This is a genomic window from Spirosoma sp. KNUC1025 (assembly GCF_045160025.1).
In the GTDB taxonomy this organism is placed as follows: Bacteria; Bacteroidota; Bacteroidia; order Cytophagales; family Spirosomataceae; genus Spirosoma.
This window is the reverse complement of the sequence record NZ_CP087139.1, coordinates 1,588,004-1,605,467: the sequence shown is the minus strand read 5'-3', so window position 1 is coordinate 1,605,467 and position 17,464 is coordinate 1,588,004. Positions and strand designations below refer to the sequence as shown.

Below are 17,464 nucleotides of genomic sequence, written 5' to 3'. Positions count from 1 at the left end.
AACCATGAAAAAGAAACTCGTTTCCATGCTGACGCTAGTGAGCATGATCGTCATAAATGGTTGTACCAACCTGGCCGAAAACGTACTGGACGAAGCCTCCGTTTCGGGGCTTTCGGATCGCCAGGCCGCTGATGGCATTATTGCCCCCGTCTACGCCCGACTGCCAGACATATTCCTCCATACCAATTACTTCGCACTTCAGGAAATCTCTACGGATGAAGCTATTTTGCCGTATCGGGGTGGCACAGACTGGGGCGACAACGGCATTTATCTGGCCATGCACCAGCATACCTACACCAGTACCGACCCGAACCTGCGAAATACCTGGAACTTCATCCTGCAGGGAGTATCGCGGGCCATTACGGCTATTAATACGTTACCTACCCTGAATGATCCGGTTACGAAGACGTATCTGGCCGAAGCGCGGGGGATGCGGGCCTATTACGCCATGCTTACCCTTGATTTGTTCGGTCTGGTCTTTGTGAAAGATGATCTGGGCGCTACGTCAACCATTTTGCGGGGCGAAGCGGCCGTTGAGTACATCAAAACTGAGCTGCTGGCCGTAGAACCTAATCTGGAAACAAGCGTTGGCCCCGGCCGACTCACCAAGGGCGCAGTCTGGGGGTTACTGGCCCGGCTGTATCTGAATGCAGGCGTTTACCGGGAGCCTTACGCAACGCAGCTTACGTTTAAGCCAGAAGACATGGACAAGGCCGTCGAATACTGTGATAAGATCATTTCATCAGGTCAGTATCAGTTATCGAGAGATTACTTCTCCATTTTCAATTCAGATAATCACGACAATAAAGAATTGATTTTCGCGGTCGATCAGCGCGCCGATTTGAACGGACATAACCGGATGGCTTATTTCTCTTTATCGGGCGATCAGTTTCCAATTCCAGCCTATCCCAATGCCAATGGCACTGATGGGCCGGGTATTACGCCTGATTATTACCGGACCTGGGTGAACGCATATGCCCCGAAAGATCCTTCGGTTGATCCCCGTTTCTACAAACAAAACCTGTCGATTTATTCAAACCCGGCGGATTCGTGCGTAGCTGAGGGCGATTTCAATATCAACCGGGGAATTTTAAGGGGACAACAGTACGGGCTTATTCGTCGGAATGGCGTTTTTCTAAAATGCCCGGATGGTAAATTTAAGGTTGCCAAATTGTATCACGACACACGTAACAAGCCCACGCTGGCGGTTGACTTTACCGAGCAAATCGACTTCACAGTTGCGGGCAGCAATTACAACACCGGCTATCGGGTTGAGAAATATGAGTTCAGCAAGAAATCAGTCAGCGGGCGGAATTTTGGCGAAGCGGATATCATTATTCTGCGTCTGGCTGATGTATACATGATGCGGGCCGAAGCCAAACTTCGCAAAAGTAATGACGCTGCGAGCGCGCTGGCCGATGTGAATACAGTCAGAGCTGCCCGAACCAGTACAACGCCCCCGCCCGCTTTAACAGCCATGAACCTTGATCTGCTTTTCCAGGAACGCGGATTTGAGTTTTATTGGGAAATGCTTCGCCGTTCGGATATGATTCGCTTTGGCAAATACGAAGGAACTTGGACCGAAAAGACCAATACCGATAAGTCGAAACGGCTTTTCCCAATTCCGCAAACAGCCATCGACGGAGCCTCTAACCTTCCAGGCTATCTGAAGCAGAATGATAGTTATTAACACATAACTAATTATCCCCCAGCCCATTTCAGGGGGCTGGGGGTAACAACCTACCGAATAATCGTCGATTCTTTATCGACTCTCGGCGCCTGTCCGCCACGTAACACGGAACTGCCATTATAACGCTGGCTCTGATCAATGTCCATCGGTTGCGTCAGTTCCTCAAGGCTAAGCTGGCCACTTTGTGCAAAAGCCGTTACGGCATTGGTAAACGTAACGAGCCGGATGGCTTCGTCCGAAATGCCGCGCTGCTTCATCAAAGCCGCCGTTTTGGGTACGGCCAGCGGATCGCTGATACCCCAGTCGGCAGCGGAGTTAACCATGATCCGTTCGGGACCGTACTGCTTCACAATCTCCACCATCCGTTCGTTACCCATTTTGGTAAACGGATAAATCGTAAAGCCTGCCCAGAAACCCCGATCGAGTACTTCGCGCACCGTTTCCTCATTATTATGGTCGACAATCACCATGCCCGGATCAATTCCATGCTCAATGGCAATGTCCATACTTCGGCTGGTACCCTGTTTTTTGTCGCGGTGGGGCGTATGAATCTGTACCGGCAGGTTGGCTTCTTTGGCTAATTCGAGCTGTGCCCGGTAATATTTATCTTCGGCGGCCGTCTGGTCATCGAAGCCAATTTCACCAACGCCAACCACACCTTCTTTGTAAATGAACAGCGGAAGAATTTCCATTACCTGCTCGGCCAGTTCTTCCTGGTTCGCTTCTTTGGAATTCAGCCCAATGGTGCAATAATGCCGGATTCCGAACTGCGATGCCCGAAACCGCTCCCACCCCACCAGACTGGCAAAGTAGTCGCGGAACGAATCGACGCCCGTACGCGGCTGTCCAAGCCAGAAGGCCGGTTCAATCAGGGCGACAACCCCCGCATCGGCCATTGCCTGGTAATCATCCGTCGTGCGGGACGTCATGTGAACGTGCATATCGAAAAACGACATGCCACGAATTGAATCCATAAAATCCATAACTCTTGGTATTTAATAATTCGGATAAATATTATTTCTACGGACTCTGTCAGGATAACCGATTCAGCAGGATCATCCCGACAACGTACCGGTAGAGTCCAGGGCGTCAGCAGCAGCCTATTGGCTTCCTACCAGCCGGGCAGTAGAAACAGTCGGGTAAAGTTCTCGAAAAATCACACGCCCTCCCACATGATTTTTACCCAGATTTTAATTGAGCATTATCAAACTTCGCAGTAGTCTATTCGTTTTATAGATAGTAGACAAATAAACACACGTATGAATATGCTTCATCCTCTCAGGGTAGGAAAAGGGCCGATTTGGGCGATCCTACTGCTAACGCTGGGCGGGGCGTTAACGGCCTGCCGCGAGAATGCAATTAATGATTTAAGCCCCGCTGATAGTCAGGTTTATATTACCAATTACGACCGTTCGGTTAACTTTAGTCAATACAGGACGTTTAGCCTCCCCGATTCGGTTATCGTTCAATCGAATGACAGCTATGCCGCTGTCAGGACCAATCTTTCAGACCAGCTGGTATCCGACGTAGCAGCCGGACTGACGGCAAAAGGATTTCAGCGCGTTGCTAAAGGAGACACGGCTGATCTAGGGGTTGCCATTATTCGGGTCAATAATCAGTATACAGGTATTGCCAGCAATCCGTATTCATATTATTCGAATTACTGGGGCTACGGTGGCTTTGGCGGACTGGGCGGTTATTCACCCTATTACCCAAGCTATTATACCTATCAGGTGACGGACCAGTATTGGGAAATCCAAATTGTTGATCTGAAAAACAGTACGCCTTCCAGCACCGGTCAGCAGCAGTTGAATGTTGTTTACGATGCTACAATTCGCGGTTCAGACATCACCGACCAGCAAACGGCAACCAAGGCTGTAACGGCCATTTTCAACCAATCACCTTATTTACAGGCAACTCGCTAAGACGCTATGAAACGCATAATGGCATTAATGGCCCTGCTTAGTTTCACTACAGCAGCCTTGGCCCAATATCGAAACGATCAGTCGGGAGATAACAACCTGTTCCAATCACCCTACGACGAATATGTTACGTTCAATATTTCTGCCCGGTACGGGGTCGCTTTTCCGATGGGCGGCACGCAGGGTTATATCGACAAAGTTTCGCCAACCAATTTTGCGCTGGAAGGCGAATGGCTTTTTCCAAAACGGTTTTCATTAGGCTTGAAAACGGGGTATCAGTACAACAAGCAGCGGCTTGACCGGCAGGTTTATAGCTACGTAGAAGGCAATACACAGCAGGATATTTCGGCCGTACAAACCCGGACGCTCTCGATTATTCCGGCAATGGCTTCGCTCTCGTACTACTTTGCCGGTAATGCAGCGGCACTACGTCCCTACATCCAGTTTGCGGGCGGTGGTGCGTTTGTCGATTACACGAATTATTTCGGAACCCTGGCCGATCAGAAAACCGGGTTCAAAGGGGCTATTGCTCCGGCAATAGGGGTGAAATATTACGGCAAACGCGAACAGGGACTGGGAGCTGAAATTCAGGCCCAGTACCAGAACGTATTTTTCAATTACGATCAGTTGAAAGACAGCGCTCCCTCGCTGATGATCTCAGCCGGGATCTCGTACCGCTTTTATTAGTTGACAGTCAGACCGCAGACGAGGTTTTAAAATCACCTGAATCTCCTCACCCCCCGGCCCCTGAAGGGGGAGTCCGCCGGGACTGGATTGCTACCCCTTCAGGGGGCGGGGGGTAAAGGTCTTTATAGATTTCAGCCAGTTTCTTACTGGCCTGTTACATCAGCTTTTCAATATTCGGCGGCAAACTACGTCCGGCAGCACGGCGTTCGGCAGCATAATCGGCCAGCGTTTGGCCGAGCCGGGCGTTTTTACGTTCCTCCAGCCCCGTTATCTGCAACACGTCTTTATCCGTAAAAAACGCTTTCATAATCAGCTGATTCCAGGCCGGTTCGTCCAGATAATCGGCTGGGTAGGGGTTATGAAGCATGATAGCCGACTGCACATCGGCAATGTTGTTTCGTATCCCTTCCGTTGCCTGAAAACGCCAGGACTGGGGTAGGCCAGCACCGGTAAAGCCGAGTACAGGGCAACCAGCTCATTCAGCTCACCCGCCTTGAACAACTCGGAAATCGTTTTCGTATACGTAGCCTGCTCGTCGGCTGGAAGCTGAAGCAGCCACCAGACCCTCGCCAACCGGTCCATTGTCCAGCCCGAAACAGTAAAGCCCGGCCGTATGCGTTCCAGCGCAAATGCCATATCCGACGGAACATCGATGGGCTGTTTGCCAACAAAGCGGGGCATGGCCGTAAACACCCGATAGAACGTAGCGGTCTGGGGATCTTTCTGAAATGCATCCGCCTGCTGACGGAGGTAATTAACGGCCTTTTCGGAATCGGCCTGCTGTTCGATCAGATAAAACAGCGTTTGACTCATCTGGGAAATATTCATCGTACAAAATTACCGGAAGGAATCCTTACTCTTTTCTATCAAAAACACATTAGTCCGTCGCTTTACTCACCTTTGTAGAGTTGGCTGGATGATGGATACACGCGACGTATCGGACTACAGAAGCCACTAGCACTCAGGTTGCGCCTTATTATGAAAAAAACACTACTCATCTGCCTTTCATTCATCGTTTTTACCTCAGTTGGTTTTGCGCAGCAGGCTACGGATTTTGTCTGGTGGAACCCTGCTCAGGCAAGCTTTCCGGTGATTGAAGGGCAGGGCTGGTCGGGTAAAGATCTACAAAATTCGTATGACCGACTACCGGTTAAAGTAGAAAAGCAGGTTCGGGAACCGGTCTGGAATCTGTCGCATCAGGCCGCCGGATTGCTTATTCGGTTCCGGGCCAGCACCGACCGAATTACCATCCGTTATACCGTAACCGGAAAACAGGCGCTACCGCATATGCCTGCTACGGGCGTTAGCGGAATTGATTTATACGCCGGAAACAGCGACGGCGACTGGCTTTGGTGCAATGGCAAATATGCCTTCGGCGATACGATTCAATACCAGTTTACAAACCTTGAAGCCAACGATACGTATCACCAGAAGGGACGCGAATACCGACTTTACCTTCCGCTCTACAACGGTGTTAAGTGGCTCGAAATCGGCGTTCCAACCGGCGTTACGTTAACCCCACTACCCGTTCGGGACGATAAACCAATTATCATTTACGGAACGTCGATTGCGCAGGGTGCCTGCGCGTCGCGACCCGGCATGGCCTGGACCGCGATTCTGGGGCGAAAGCTAGACCGCCCGCTCATCAATCTGGGGTTCTCGGGAAACGGGCGACTGGAAAAGGAAATTGTGAATTTGCTACCGGAACTCGATGCCAAACTGTATGTGCTGGATTGCCTGCCCAATCTGATTGCTACAGTGGGTATCAAATCAGATACCATAAAAGCCCGCATCATAGAATCCGTAAAAACCCTTCGGCAGAAACGACCGGGTGTCCCGATTTTGCTGGTTGAGCATGCCGGCTACACCGATGGCGGGATTAATCCAACCCGGCGGCAGTTGTATAGTGATGTAAACCTATTGATGGGACAGGCATTTGCGCAATTGAAAAGCGACGGTGTTCAGCAATTGTACATCCTCCAAAAATCAGCCATTAATCTGGATGCTGATGCGATGGTCGACGGTACGCACCCGACGGACCTAGGTATGCAGCAATATGCCGATGCGTACGAACGTAGCATCCGTACGATCCTGAACGAACCTGTTGGCGAAGTGTCGACCATGAAACCCAAAACCCAGTACCGCGATGCCAGAGTGTACGATTGGGAAACCCGCCACCGCGAAATTATGGCGCGTATCCGTAGTAAGCCACCCGGATTTTGTTTATGGGTAATTCAATCACGCATTTCTGGGGTGGTGCAGCAACAGGCGCTACGGTGCGCGGCAGCGATAGCTGGAACGCCATTATGGAGCCATTGGACGTGCTGAATCTGGGCTATGGTTGGGACCGTATCGAAAACGTACTTTGGCGGGTATATCATGGCGAACTCGATGGCTATCAGGCGGCTCAGATTATGCTGATGATTGGTACCAACAATCTTCAACTAAACTCAGATGTCGAAATTGCCAATGGCCTTGCGTTTCTGGTACGTGCCATGAAAACCCGCCAGCCTACCGCCGATATTGTTCTGATTGGCATATTGCCCCGACGCGATGGCGAGGCCCGCATTGCTACGTTGAATCATCGGATTGCGCAGATTGCCGGCGAATTGAACGTTACGTTTATCCAGCCCGGTACTGTATTTCTGAAGCCAGACGGAAAAATTGATGAGTCGTTGTTTGGTGATGGCCTTCACCCAAATGCCGAAGGGTACCGACAACTGGTCGCCAAACTTCAACCGTATTTAAAACCAGCCGAATTGAAGCCCAAAGGCAGAAAGAAATAATTCTGAAGCATTGGCAAAGGTTTAGTATTTTTATACAGCCTAAGGAGGCCATAGCGTATCCAATTGCACTACCGTAACTCATTTATTAGTTGTACTTAAAATAGTCGTGTTATGCGCAGAAATCTATTTATCCTGCCCACGATATTAATTTTTTCCGTCGTCGTTATCGAAGCCTGTACAAAAGATGACGGCTATACGACTGTATCGCCCCTGGTAAGTTCGCCGACCGAGCCTGTTGAGGTTAGTAACCCGGTTACCAATGATACGGCCGCGCTTGGTCAGGCTCTGTTCTGGGACCCGATTCTGTCGGGCGATAAAGATGTGGCCTGCGCTACCTGTCATCACCCCAACAATGCCTATACCGATGGACTGGACCTTTCGCTGGGCGCCAATGCCGTTGGTTATGGCCAGAACCGCCGGTTTCTGAAGCCGAACGACGTAATGCTCACAAAGCGAAACTCGCTTACCCTGCTCAATGCCGCCTTCAACGGCATGGATGGCAACGGGAATTATGTGTCGTCGACTGCCCCCATGTTCTGGGATTCTCGTACCAAAAGCCTTGAGGAGCAGATAGTCGGCCCACTAACAACATTCGAGGAAATGCGTGGTCATGCGTACTCGGAGGCCGTTACGTTAGATAGTATAGTTAATCGGCTGACAAAGATTGCGGAGTACAGACAACTGTTTCAGACCGTCTTTGGGGGTAACCAGGCCATTACGGCGGCTAACATCGGAAAGGCCATTGCCGCCTTTGAACGTACCCTGACGGCTATGAATTCGCCCTACGACCGCTATCAAAAAGGCGACAAAACGGCGCTTTCTGACCAGCAAGTTCAGGGGATGCTACATTTTAAAGACGAAGGGTGTCCCATTTGTCATTCGGGGCCAATGTTTTCTGACTATCAACTGCACGTGATGTCGGTGCCCGACAATACCCAACTGACCAGTTCCGACGCAGGTGCGGGGGGTACATACGCTTTCAGAACTCCCTCGCTACGAAACGTTGGACTGACCGCCCCCTACATGCACAACGGTGTTTTTCAGACGCTGAAGCAGGTGCTGAAGTTTTATGACGATATCGGCGAGCCTATTTCCCAAAATCCACACGTACCGGTGCAACGACTGGACGATAAAATACAGCGAATTGCGCTGTTGCCCGCTGAACAGGATCAGGTTATTGCGTTTCTGAATGCCTTAACCGATCCGGGTTTTAATAAATTCATCCCCGCTCGTGTTCCCAGTGGTCTTAATCCCGGTGGCAACATCCGCTAGCCATTTTCAATTCTGTTCCAACGAGAGTTGCCTACCCTACTTCTTTGCCTTGGGGTGAGCCTGATCGTACGTCTGCTTGAGTTGTTCGAGGCTGGTGTGCGTGTAAATCTGCGTAGCCGCCAGACTGGTATGGCCCAGTAAATCTTTAATGGCGTTGAGGTCGGCGCCCCGGTTGAGGAGGTGCGTGGCAAACGAATGGCGCAGTACGTGCGGGCTTTTCTTTTCGAGCGTAGTAACGAGCGCAAGATTCCGCTTTACAACCCGCTGAATCAGCATCGGATAGACTGCAATTCCCTTATCGCTTACCAACAGATAAACCTTGTCTTCCTGCCCCGAAAACTCCTGCTCTTTCAACCGAACGTACTGCTGAATCAGCTCAAACAGCGGCTGCGTGAGCGGAATGATCCGGTGTTTGTTGCGCTTGCCAAGCACAATGATGGTTTTCTCGTACAGGTTAACGTCAGTTAGTTTCAGGCCGATCAACTCACTCAGGCGAATACCCGTTCCGTAGAGCAATTCGAGGATAAGCTTGTCGCGAACGCCCTCGAACGTATCCGGAAATTCGATGTCGTTCAGGAGCATTTCCATGGGCTTTTCTTCGACGTACTGCGGCAGTTTCTTGCTGGTCTTCAGCGCCTGAATCTTCACCATCGGATCAACCGTAAGTACTTTCCGGCGCAGCAGAAACTCGTAAAATGTACGTAACGTAGCAATCTTCCGGTTCACCGACGACTTGTCCATACCACCCTCCACCAGACTGACAATCCACGACCGAATGTGCCGAAAATCTGCCAGCTCAGGCTGACCGATATTGCATTCGGCTGACAGAAACAGGCTAAACTGCTCCAGATCGTTTGCATAGGCCGTCAGGGTATGATGGCTCAGTCGTTTTTCGTAACGAATGTGGGTGAGGAAGTCAGAACCGGGATTCATTTGATTTTATTGATTTCCTTGATTTTTTATTCTGTCAAATCTAATCATGTCACTCATTTAAATCATAAAAATCCTGCGGGGCCGCCCGGCGGTGTAGAAAATGGGCAAACAAAAAAGCAGCAAACATCCATGCTTGCTGCTTCCCTATGTGAGTTGGAGATACTTACTGACTGCGCATTCAGCAAAGTAGCCTAACCCGTGCCACCGGCTCCTATTGCTCGGTGTGGTTGCCGTACATTTTCTCTTTGTAGGCCGCCTTAATAATCTCAGTGCGACGCTTTACCGACGGTTTTTGGAAAGCCGTCCGCGACCGCAACTGCCGCAACACACCCGTCTTCTCGAATTTCTTCTTGAAGCGTTTCAGGGCTTTGTCGATCGACTCGTTGTCTTTTACGTTAATGATTAACATTGTTAAATTTTATGTTTTAGCTAAAACCGGACGGCAAAGGTAATAGTTTTGCGACTATGAAGCAAGCTATTATTGATTTAGGTACCAATACATTCCACCTCTTTATTGCCGAAAAAAAGAACAATACGTATCAAACGTTGTTCCGCGAAAGCCGCCCCGCCAAAATCGGACAGGCGGGTATCAATCAGGGTCTTATTACTGAAGACGGCATCAACCGGGCGCTGGGCGTACTTACTTATTTTCGGCAGGTGCTCGATCAGCATGGCGTTGCGCCGGAGCAGGTCATGGCGTTTGGAACCAGCGCTATTCGTGTAGCGCGCAATCAGCAGGAATTTATCGACCGGGTTCGGGACGTAACAGGCATTTCAATACGGGTAATTTCGGGCGATCAGGAAGCTGACTACATTTATCAGGGCATTCGGGCAGCCGGGGCGCTGGATATGGAAACCGCCCTGATTATGGATATTGGCGGGGGAAGCGTCGAATTCATTCTGGGAAATCAGTCGCGGATTTTCTGGAAGCAGAGTTTTGAAATTGGCGGCCAGCGGCTCCTTGAACGGTTTATGCCCACTGACCCCATCAGTTCCGGTAGCATTCGTCGGTTGCATGGCTATTTTCAGGAACAGCTTCTTCCACTGGCCAATGCGATTCATCAGTATCTACCAGCGGTGCTCGTCGGTTCATCCGGTTCGTTTGATACGCTGGTCGATATGTGGTTCATGCACGAGCAGAGTCATTGGCCCGACCCCAGCCAGGTCACGTTCGCCTTACCAATAGCTGAATTTTACCGCGCCTACGAATTGCTCATCACAAAAGACCATGCGGAGCGTATGCAGATTCCAGGCATGATCGAACTACGTGTAGATATGATCGTAGTGGCCGTTTGCCTGATTGACTACGTACTAAAAACATACGGAATCAGCCAGATACGCACTTCGACGTACTCACTGAAAGAAGGCGTTCTGGCGTCGATTGATAGCTAATTTTACTCCCAAATCTTCTGAAGGGGACTTTGTCTGAACATGAGCAAAGTCCCCTTCAGGGGATTTAGGGGTAAACTATTACGGCTTATCCCACCAGAGTGGCGCCGACAACGGCACTTCCTGCGGGACATTAATTCCGTTTTTAGAGGTCTCACCGTTCGGATACGCTGCCCGACGAATGAAGGTGGTTAGGGCTGCATTGAGCGGCAGTTTGAAATCTTTGTATTTGTAGTCATACCGGCGGGCATCGTTCCAGGCTTCCGGATTCAGGTACGTAGCAACGTACTTTTCCTTGAAAATCAGGTCTAGTGTCAGTGCATCAGCGCCAACACCAACCGCCGGGTTAGCTATGTATGCATCCCGAGCGGCAGCCGCTACCCCGTATTTGTCCATATTTGCCCGAATACCCGCCAGATACGCTGTATACGCACGCGTTTTGTCGCCAGCTCTAAAAGCAGCTTCAGCCTCAACAAACTTCATTTCGGCAAACGTAACAATCAGCAGTGGCGACGTATTGCCCGTCAGCGGGGAGTTCAGCGAGATGTACGATTCGTCTTTCACGGTGTTGTTGCCGCCCACATTACCCTGGCCGTTGACCGTGCCTTTGTAATCATTATTAACGGTTTTATCCGTAATCTTTTCGACGCGCGGGTCAAAAACACCATACGTTGTACCGTTTAACTGATTGACCAGTTGGGTAGACAGCCAGCCATCAAGAAGCAGTTGCGTATTGTTAATGGCCACCTGCGCCCAGGGATTACGCAACAGAAACGACGACATCTGCGCATCGTCGGTATTGGCGGTATAGGATTTCGAAACGGCATCGAGTACGTCAGTTGGTCTATAGGTGCTCGTTTTCGACACTTTATTGAGCATTCGCGCTTTCAACGCATAAGCCGTTTTTATCCAGGCGGCTGTGCTGCCCTTATGAATCAGATCATTACCAGCGCTTAGCTTTACTTTCGAATCCGTTTTAGCCAGTTCGGTTATGCCTTCATTGAGCAGGGTGAGGGCGGTGGTATACAGGTTTTCGGCCGTATCGTATTTCGGGGTCAGCGTGGTTCCGGTGAATGCATCGGAAAACGGGGCGCTCCCAAACATATCGGCCACCAGCGTAAGATGATACGAAAGCATTACATCGGCCACGCCAACGTATTCTGATGCACCCTGTTCCTGCGCTTTCCGTTTCATGTCGTACAGATCGGCCATGGCAAAATAAGCGTAATCCCAGGTGCCCGTATAGTCCGTTATCTGGTACGTATCGGTTGAGCCACCCGCACCCGGGTTGGCCAGGTACTGCACAAAATAGGACGTAATGTTGCCGAATCGTTGCGAAGCCAGTCCGGTTTTCTGCGTTGTGGTCGAAAGTAGCGATGCCAACGGCGGATTGGAAATCAGATTCGGATTCTGGTTCAGTTCAAAGTAATCCTTACAGCTTCCCATGCCTAGCATCAGCAGCACGACCAGCATCGGGCGTATATATTGATAAGAGATCTTCATAATTATCTGGAAATGAGAAAGTTTTTCTTAGAAACCTGCATTCAGCGTAAACAGGAAGCTCCGCACGGCCGGGTACGTAAAGCCCGTGAAGCCATCAACGTTGCTGCCGCTATTGGTTGAACTCGTTTCGGGGTCATAGCCGCTGTACTTCGTCCAGAGCGCTACATTGTTACCCGTTACGCTCACCCGAATGTTCTTCACGAATGATTTTTTAAACAGTTCAGCTGGCAGGTTATACGACAGCCCCACCGAACGCAGGCGTACCCAGGAAGCATCTTCAATGAAGTTTTCCGAGACACCCCGGTGTACGTTCCGGTAAAAACCATTGCCGTAGTCTACGCCATCCGGCCCTTTGCCCTGACCCAGCCATACCGCTTTTGTGTTTGGTGAACCATCGGCCAGTACACCCTCAAAAACTTTCGTATCGTTGCGGTCTTCGGTGTATTTGGCAATACCAAAGGCCGAGAAGAAATTACTCAGCTGATTGTACCGATCCTGCCCAACGCGGGCATCCACCAGAGCCGTAAGGGTGAAATGACCATAGGTAAGCGTATTCGTCAGGCCGCCAATCCACTTTGGCTGCGAGTTACCCAGAAGCTTTTGCGCCGTATTGATGACGGGAAAACCATTCGAGCCAATCACCACCGGACGACTTTTGTCGAGCTCGACCGTTTCTTCCGCCGGGTTGGCGTAATACCGCTTGTAGCTGCGGCCATACAGGTTTCCGTAGGCATAACCAGGCACTAGTTTCATCGATACCGTTGAACTGGAATAGCCAAACTGCGACGCGTAATTGATTTCGGTCAACCCTTCCCGAATGCTCAGGATTTTGTTTCGGTTGGCCGAAAAATTAAGGTTCACATCCCAGGTCAGTTTGCCCGACCGGATGGGTGTTGCCCGCAGGATAAGCTCAATACCCCGATTCCGCATTGAACCGGAGTTGATCGCAGCATTCACATAACCCGTACTCGACGTAACATCTACCCGAATGATCTGGTCTTTACTGATGGAATTGTAGTACGTAAAATCCAGACCGAAGCGGTTGTTCAGGAAGCTCATTTCCAGCCCCCCTTCAAACGTATCGGTAAATTCAGGGCGCAGGTTTGGATCGCCTAATAAAGAGCCGCGTGTAAAGCCGGTGGTGCCCGATGGTAGCTGTGTATACGACGAATACCCCGTTACGGTCGAGTACGGAGCAGCATCTTTACCAATTTTGGCATAGGAAGCCCGCAACTTACCCAGGCTAATTACCTGCGGCAATTTGAACTGCTGCGAGAACAGATAGCCCACGCTCACCGATGGATAGAAGAAGGAATTGTTGGGCGCCTGAAGCGAGGACGTAATGTCGTTTCGGCCCGTCAGCGTCAGGAACAGAAAGTCCTTGTAATCCATGGTCAGCTCCCCGAAGAAGCCCATCAAGCGATAATCTTCGGCACTTTGCGTAGGCACCACTGTTTTGGCATTACGCAGATCGAAATAGTTATAAACCGTCAGTTCCGTTCCTTCGGCACCAAAGCCCCGAATTCGACGATCGTATAAATCATGCCCAACCCGTAACGTAGCGTTGATGTCAGGACCGAATTTCGTGTTGGCACTAGCGGCAAAGGTTGACGTAATGGCCCGGAAATTGGTGTTGTACTGATACACAAAACCCAGTCCATTGTCTTCGTAGATGCGCTCATTGGCAATGCCCGAAGGGCCGGGAGCCGTACGTTTGCGATCTTCGGAGTACGTATCCAAACCTGCCCGGTAATTCAGCGTCAGCCAGGAAAGGGGCGTATACACAAAATTCAGGCCACCGACGAGCCGGTTTACGTTATCTCTCAGCTTGTTTGTCATGGCGCCATAAATGGGGTTGCCATTGCCGTAGGTCTTGTACGAACCATCCGGATTCAGGTAATCCCGAACATCGTAGCGGGGCGACCAGTAACTCAGGCTTTCGTTGTAGCGGTCGGCATTGTAGCGGTCACCACCGGAATTGATGAAATTCAGATTGGCATTGGTACTGAACTTATCGCTGAACTTCACATTGGTGTTCAGCCGAACCGACAGCTTCTGAAAATTGGTAAACGGAATAACCCCATCCTGAGTCAGATGACCAATCGACGACAGGAACGTAATTTTGTCGTTACCGCCTGAGAAGGAGAGGCTGTTCTGAAACTGCTTGCCTGTGTAATACGCATCTTTGAAGTGATTGTACAATTTCTGAGGATGCGTCGGATCAATCTTTATCGCATCGGCCACCGTTGGTCCCCACGACGGGAAAAAGTCCTGCGGATTATACACGCCCGAATAACCGATGGTGTATTTATCCTGCACTTCCGGAAATTTGTTGACATTCTCGAAACCATACGTACCCGTATAGTTGGCACGTAACGCGCCTTGTTTCCCCGACTTGGTTGTGATGACCACCACCCCATTGGCACCCCGCAAGCCGTACAGGGCCGTAGCAGCACCGCCTTTCAGGATGTTGATGGTTTCTACATCGTCGGGATTAATGTCGGCGGCCCGGTTCGATACGCCCCGAAGTTCAGCGCCGGAGTTGGTTGTACCGGTAGACGTACTGTTGTCGAATAAAACACCATCGACCACAAAGAGCGGCTGGTTATCACGCGATACGTCGATGGAGTTAATGCCGCGAATCAGAATCCGGGCACCCTGCCCCGGCGCACCGCCCGTACTGGAAATGGTCACCCCGGCTACTTTTCCCTGCAACGCATTGACCAGGTTAGGCTGGTGATTTTGTACCAGTTGTTCCGAATTTACACTCTGGGCGGCATAACCCAGCGCTTTCTTTTCGCGACTGATGCCCAGAGCGGTTACGACCACCTCGTTAAGCATCTTATTATCCGTCTTGAGCGATACGTTAATGGTTGTGCGCGTCCCAACGGCGATCTCCTGTGTTTCGTAACCGATGTAGCTGAAAACCAGAACTGTATTTCCCTGATTAATCCTCAGGCTATACTGCCCGTTTTCGTTGGTCAGCGTCCCGACCGTAGTGCCCTTGACCGATACGTTCACGCCCGGCAAAGCAGTGCCGTCTCCGCTGGAAGAAACGTTACCGCTCACTTCAATCTGTTGCGCCATCACAAGCGTCGACCACATCAGTAAAGCCAGCGCTCCACAGATTCGTAAGAGTTTTTTCATGTTTGAGTAGATGAGGTTAAAAAGAGTTAAAACAACTGCCCGGCAAAAATAGCCTTTACATAAAGTTTTGCAAGATGTATTAATGGCCAAAGTATCTTCGCCTAATGGCCCATGTCTGCTGACTTCTCTAAATCAGGGAGTAAGCCATTTTATCAATTTTTCCGGGTTTCCGATTTAAGCCTGATCGGCAAACTAAAACCTGAACTGTAAACCATGAAACCCGCTTTTTTGCAAACCACCCGTCGCGAATCCTTCCGAACATGGCGATTTCGACAATTGCTGAACTGGTATCCCATGTATTTCGGTACGGGCGGCAAAATCCTGTTCTGGTCGGGCGACTGGCGGGAAGTTCATCTGCGGTTACGACGTAGTATCTGGACGTACAATTATGTTGGGACCATTTTTGGTGGCAGCATGTTCGCAGCCGCCGATCCGTTCTACATGGTCATGCTTCTGCGGATTCTGGGGAGTCAGTATGTTGTCTGGGACAAGGCCGGACAGATTCGCTTTCGCAAACCGGGTCGGGCAACACTCTACGCCCGCTTCGAAATCACCGATGAACAGATTGATGCCATTCGCCGGGACGTGGCAGCTTCTGGTCAGACCGAACGAACGTTTAGTGTGCAATGGCTTGATAAAGACGGCCTCGTGCACGCCGAAATTGAACGATTGTGTTACATTGCTGACAAGCAGCATTACGAACAGCGCAAAAGCGATCAGCAACGGTCACGTTTTCAGCGTTAAGCCCTCACCATCCCCTATTTTGATTGTTGATTATGCAGCCGCCCTCCGTCTATCCATCGATCAATCAAGTTATTAGCTTACTGAATGATGTACTGTTTGCTCGCCTGACAACGTACTTCGAACAGCAGCCTTTTTCGATCAATCAGCTTGAAAACGACCCCCGCTGGCAACAGGTCGACGAATGGCTTCAGGTGCCGGATACGTACGCACAGACCGAGAAACTGATTTTGCTGCTGGCTGTTGTACCCCACATCTTACCTGGTTTTTTTGAAGGTATTATCGCGCAGACACTCCCGCAGGGTGGCGAATTCGTTGAGTTTGGGGGCGTAAAAGGAACCCAGCACCGGGGCATGCTGCCAACCGGCGAAACCGCTCTGTTTGTCCTGGCGGGTACCGACGTAGCACAGCGATTGATGGTCCAGTCTGCTTTTGCTGAACACGCACATTTGACATCGTCCGGCCTGTTGCGGCTGGAATCGGTAAAAGAGGGTGAACCCGCCATGAGCGGCCGATTACTACTGGATCACGACTGGCTGGAAAAACTTCTATTCCGAAAAGAAGTGATGCCTACGTTCGGTGCCGAATTCCCGGCCCGGCGGGTCGAAACGCTCATGACCTGGGATGATCTGGTACTGCACCCGCAAACGATGGAACAGATTTCCGACATTCGGTTGTGGATGCAGCACCATGAGCAGATGATGCAGGATGCGGTACTGGCCAGAAAAATTAAACCCGGTTACCGGGTGCTGTTCTATGGCCCGGCCGGTACGGGCAAAACCCTCACAACCATGCTCATCGGCAAGGAATATGACCTTCCGGTTTATCGAATTGATCTCTCACAGGTGGTTTCCAAGTACATTGGCGAAACGGAAAAGCACATTGAATGGGTGTTTAATCGGGCGAGCCGCAAAAAGTGGATTCTGTTTTTCGATGAAGCCGATGCGCTGTTCGGGAAGCGAACCAACGTACAAAGCGCGCACGACAAATACGCTAACCAGGAGGTTTCGTACCTGCTTCAACGTATTGAGGAATACGACGGTCTGCTGATTCTGGCTTCGAATTTCAAAAACAATATCGACGATGCGTTTTTGCGCCGGTTTCACAGTCTGATCCATTTTCCGATTCCCAGCGTCAACGAGCGACAAAAGCTCTGGTCACGCTGCGTACCGGCAAGCCTCACGGCCGAGTCGGGCATTAACTGGGAAGACATCGCCCGACAATATGAAATCACCGGGGCCGGTATTGTGAATGTCATGCAGTATGCGTTGCTGAGATCGTTCGCCCGCAAATCCGAAACCCTGCTTCAGCGCGACATCATCGAAGGCATCCGAAAAGAATTCAGAAAAGAAGAAAAGGCATTTTGAGCGTATCCGCCAGACATCTTTTCCGTG

The 17,464-nt window shown here is 50.6% G+C and carries 14 protein-coding genes and 1 pseudogene; 8 read left to right on the top strand and 7 right to left on the bottom strand.

Annotated features, from left to right (window positions below):
• Positions 1–4 precede the first annotated feature (4 nt).
• On the top strand, positions 5–1,690 hold the full coding sequence (locus LN737_RS07050) for a RagB/SusD family nutrient uptake outer membrane protein (RefSeq protein ID WP_405517439.1): 1,686 nt from the start codon (positions 5–7) through the stop codon (positions 1,688–1,690).
• 50 nt (positions 1,691–1,740) lie between these two features.
• Here the strand turns inward: LN737_RS07050 and LN737_RS07045 are convergent, their stop codons facing one another.
• On the bottom strand, positions 1,741–2,673 hold the full coding sequence (locus LN737_RS07045) for a TatD family hydrolase (protein WP_405517438.1): 933 nt from the start codon (positions 2,671–2,673) through the stop codon (positions 1,741–1,743).
• 282 nt (positions 2,674–2,955) lie between these two features.
• Here LN737_RS07045 and LN737_RS07040 point away from each other — a divergent pair, with 282 nt between their 5' ends.
• Complete coding sequence (locus tag LN737_RS07040) at positions 2,956–3,615, top strand: DUF4136 domain-containing protein (protein WP_405517436.1); 660 nt, start codon at positions 2,956–2,958, stop codon at positions 3,613–3,615.
• Between the two features lie 6 nt (positions 3,616–3,621).
• Positions 3,622–4,299, top strand: coding sequence for a hypothetical protein (locus LN737_RS07035; protein ID WP_405517435.1), 678 nt, complete (start codon positions 3,622–3,624; stop codon positions 4,297–4,299).
• A 154-nt stretch (positions 4,300–4,453) separates the two neighbouring features.
• Here the strand turns inward: LN737_RS07035 and LN737_RS07030 are convergent, their stop codons facing one another.
• A complete protein-coding gene (locus tag LN737_RS07030) occupies positions 4,454–4,681 on the bottom strand; it encodes an EboA domain-containing protein (RefSeq protein WP_405517433.1) in 228 nt (75 codons plus the stop codon).
• Complete coding sequence (locus tag LN737_RS07025; RefSeq protein ID WP_405517431.1) at positions 4,609–5,127, bottom strand: hypothetical protein; 519 nt, start codon at positions 5,125–5,127, stop codon at positions 4,609–4,611. The genes LN737_RS07030 and LN737_RS07025 overlap by 73 nt, the downstream gene beginning before the upstream one ends.
• 150 nt (positions 5,128–5,277) lie before the next feature.
• Between LN737_RS07025 and LN737_RS07020 the strand changes: the two are divergent.
• A pseudogene (locus LN737_RS07020) lies at positions 5,278–7,085 on the top strand (SGNH/GDSL hydrolase family protein).
• 111 nt (positions 7,086–7,196) lie between these two features.
• The gene (locus tag LN737_RS07015) at positions 7,197–8,357 is read left to right on the top strand and encodes a cytochrome-c peroxidase (protein ID WP_405517429.1); all 1,161 of its coding nucleotides are present in this window, start codon (positions 7,197–7,199) and stop codon (positions 8,355–8,357) included.
• Positions 8,358–8,393: 36 nt separating this feature from the next.
• Here LN737_RS07015 and LN737_RS07010 read toward each other — a convergent pair whose 3' ends face one another.
• Together LN737_RS07010 and rpsU are read right to left on the bottom strand one after the other, a co-directional pair.
• Positions 8,394–9,290 carry a tyrosine-type recombinase/integrase gene (locus tag LN737_RS07010; protein ID WP_405517427.1) on the bottom strand — a complete coding sequence of 299 codons (897 nt, stop codon included), beginning with the start codon at positions 9,288–9,290 and terminating at the stop codon, positions 8,394–8,396.
• A 211-nt stretch (positions 9,291–9,501) separates the two neighbouring features.
• Positions 9,502–9,699 (bottom strand): 30S ribosomal protein S21, encoded by a 198-nt coding sequence (rpsU, locus tag LN737_RS07005; protein ID WP_405517425.1) that lies wholly within the window; start codon positions 9,697–9,699, stop codon positions 9,502–9,504.
• Between the two features lie 56 nt (positions 9,700–9,755).
• On the opposite strand from rpsU, the gene LN737_RS07000 reads away from it, so the two are divergent.
• Entirely contained in the window at positions 9,756–10,682 is a 927-nt protein-coding gene (locus tag LN737_RS07000; RefSeq protein WP_405517424.1) for a phosphatase, read from the top strand.
• A 78-nt stretch (positions 10,683–10,760) separates the two neighbouring features.
• Here the strand turns inward: LN737_RS07000 and LN737_RS06995 are convergent, their stop codons facing one another.
• Positions 10,761–12,182: a SusD/RagB family nutrient-binding outer membrane lipoprotein gene (locus tag LN737_RS06995; protein WP_405517422.1), complete on the bottom strand. Its 1,422-nt coding sequence runs from the start codon at positions 12,180–12,182 to the stop codon at positions 10,761–10,763.
• A 27-nt stretch (positions 12,183–12,209) separates the two neighbouring features.
• Complete coding sequence (locus LN737_RS06990) at positions 12,210–15,329, bottom strand: SusC/RagA family TonB-linked outer membrane protein (protein WP_405517420.1); 3,120 nt, start codon at positions 15,327–15,329, stop codon at positions 12,210–12,212.
• A gap of 213 nt (positions 15,330–15,542) precedes the next feature.
• Here LN737_RS06990 and LN737_RS06985 point away from each other — a divergent pair, with 213 nt between their 5' ends.
• Together LN737_RS06985 and LN737_RS06980 are read left to right on the top strand one after the other, a co-directional pair.
• Entirely contained in the window at positions 15,543–16,073 is a 531-nt protein-coding gene (locus tag LN737_RS06985; protein ID WP_405517418.1) for a DUF4442 domain-containing protein, read from the top strand.
• A 32-nt stretch (positions 16,074–16,105) separates the two neighbouring features.
• Positions 16,106–17,437 carry an ATP-binding protein gene (locus LN737_RS06980; protein WP_405517416.1) on the top strand — a complete coding sequence of 444 codons (1,332 nt, stop codon included), beginning with the start codon at positions 16,106–16,108 and terminating at the stop codon, positions 17,435–17,437.
• Positions 17,438–17,464 lie beyond the last annotated feature (27 nt).

What these genes read in the sequence shown, in the direction of transcription:
- LN737_RS07050 (WP_405517439.1), top strand. Translation starts at nt 5, where the DNA reads ATGAAAAAGAAACTCGTTTCCATGCTGACGCTAGTGAGCATGATCGTC.
- LN737_RS07045 (WP_405517438.1), bottom strand. Translation starts at nt 2,673, where the DNA reads ATGGATTTTATGGATTCAATTCGTGGCATGTCGTTTTTCGATATGCAC.
- LN737_RS07040 (WP_405517436.1), top strand. Translation starts at nt 2,956, where the DNA reads ATGCTTCATCCTCTCAGGGTAGGAAAAGGGCCGATTTGGGCGATCCTA.
- LN737_RS07035 (WP_405517435.1), top strand. Translation starts at nt 3,622, where the DNA reads ATGAAACGCATAATGGCATTAATGGCCCTGCTTAGTTTCACTACAGCA.
- LN737_RS07025 (WP_405517431.1), bottom strand. Translation starts at nt 5,127, where the DNA reads ATGAATATTTCCCAGATGAGTCAAACGCTGTTTTATCTGATCGAACAG.
- LN737_RS07015 (WP_405517429.1), top strand. Translation starts at nt 7,197, where the DNA reads ATGCGCAGAAATCTATTTATCCTGCCCACGATATTAATTTTTTCCGTC.
- LN737_RS07010 (WP_405517427.1), bottom strand. Translation starts at nt 9,290, where the DNA reads ATGAATCCCGGTTCTGACTTCCTCACCCACATTCGTTACGAAAAACGA.
- rpsU (WP_405517425.1), bottom strand. Translation starts at nt 9,699, where the DNA reads ATGTTAATCATTAACGTAAAAGACAACGAGTCGATCGACAAAGCCCTG.
- LN737_RS07000 (WP_405517424.1), top strand. Translation starts at nt 9,756, where the DNA reads ATGAAGCAAGCTATTATTGATTTAGGTACCAATACATTCCACCTCTTT.
- LN737_RS06995 (WP_405517422.1), bottom strand. Translation starts at nt 12,182, where the DNA reads ATGAAGATCTCTTATCAATATATACGCCCGATGCTGGTCGTGCTGCTG.
- LN737_RS06990 (WP_405517420.1), bottom strand. Translation starts at nt 15,329, where the DNA reads ATGAAAAAACTCTTACGAATCTGTGGAGCGCTGGCTTTACTGATGTGG.
- LN737_RS06985 (WP_405517418.1), top strand. Translation starts at nt 15,543, where the DNA reads ATGAAACCCGCTTTTTTGCAAACCACCCGTCGCGAATCCTTCCGAACA.
- LN737_RS06980 (WP_405517416.1), top strand. Translation starts at nt 16,106, where the DNA reads ATGCAGCCGCCCTCCGTCTATCCATCGATCAATCAAGTTATTAGCTTA.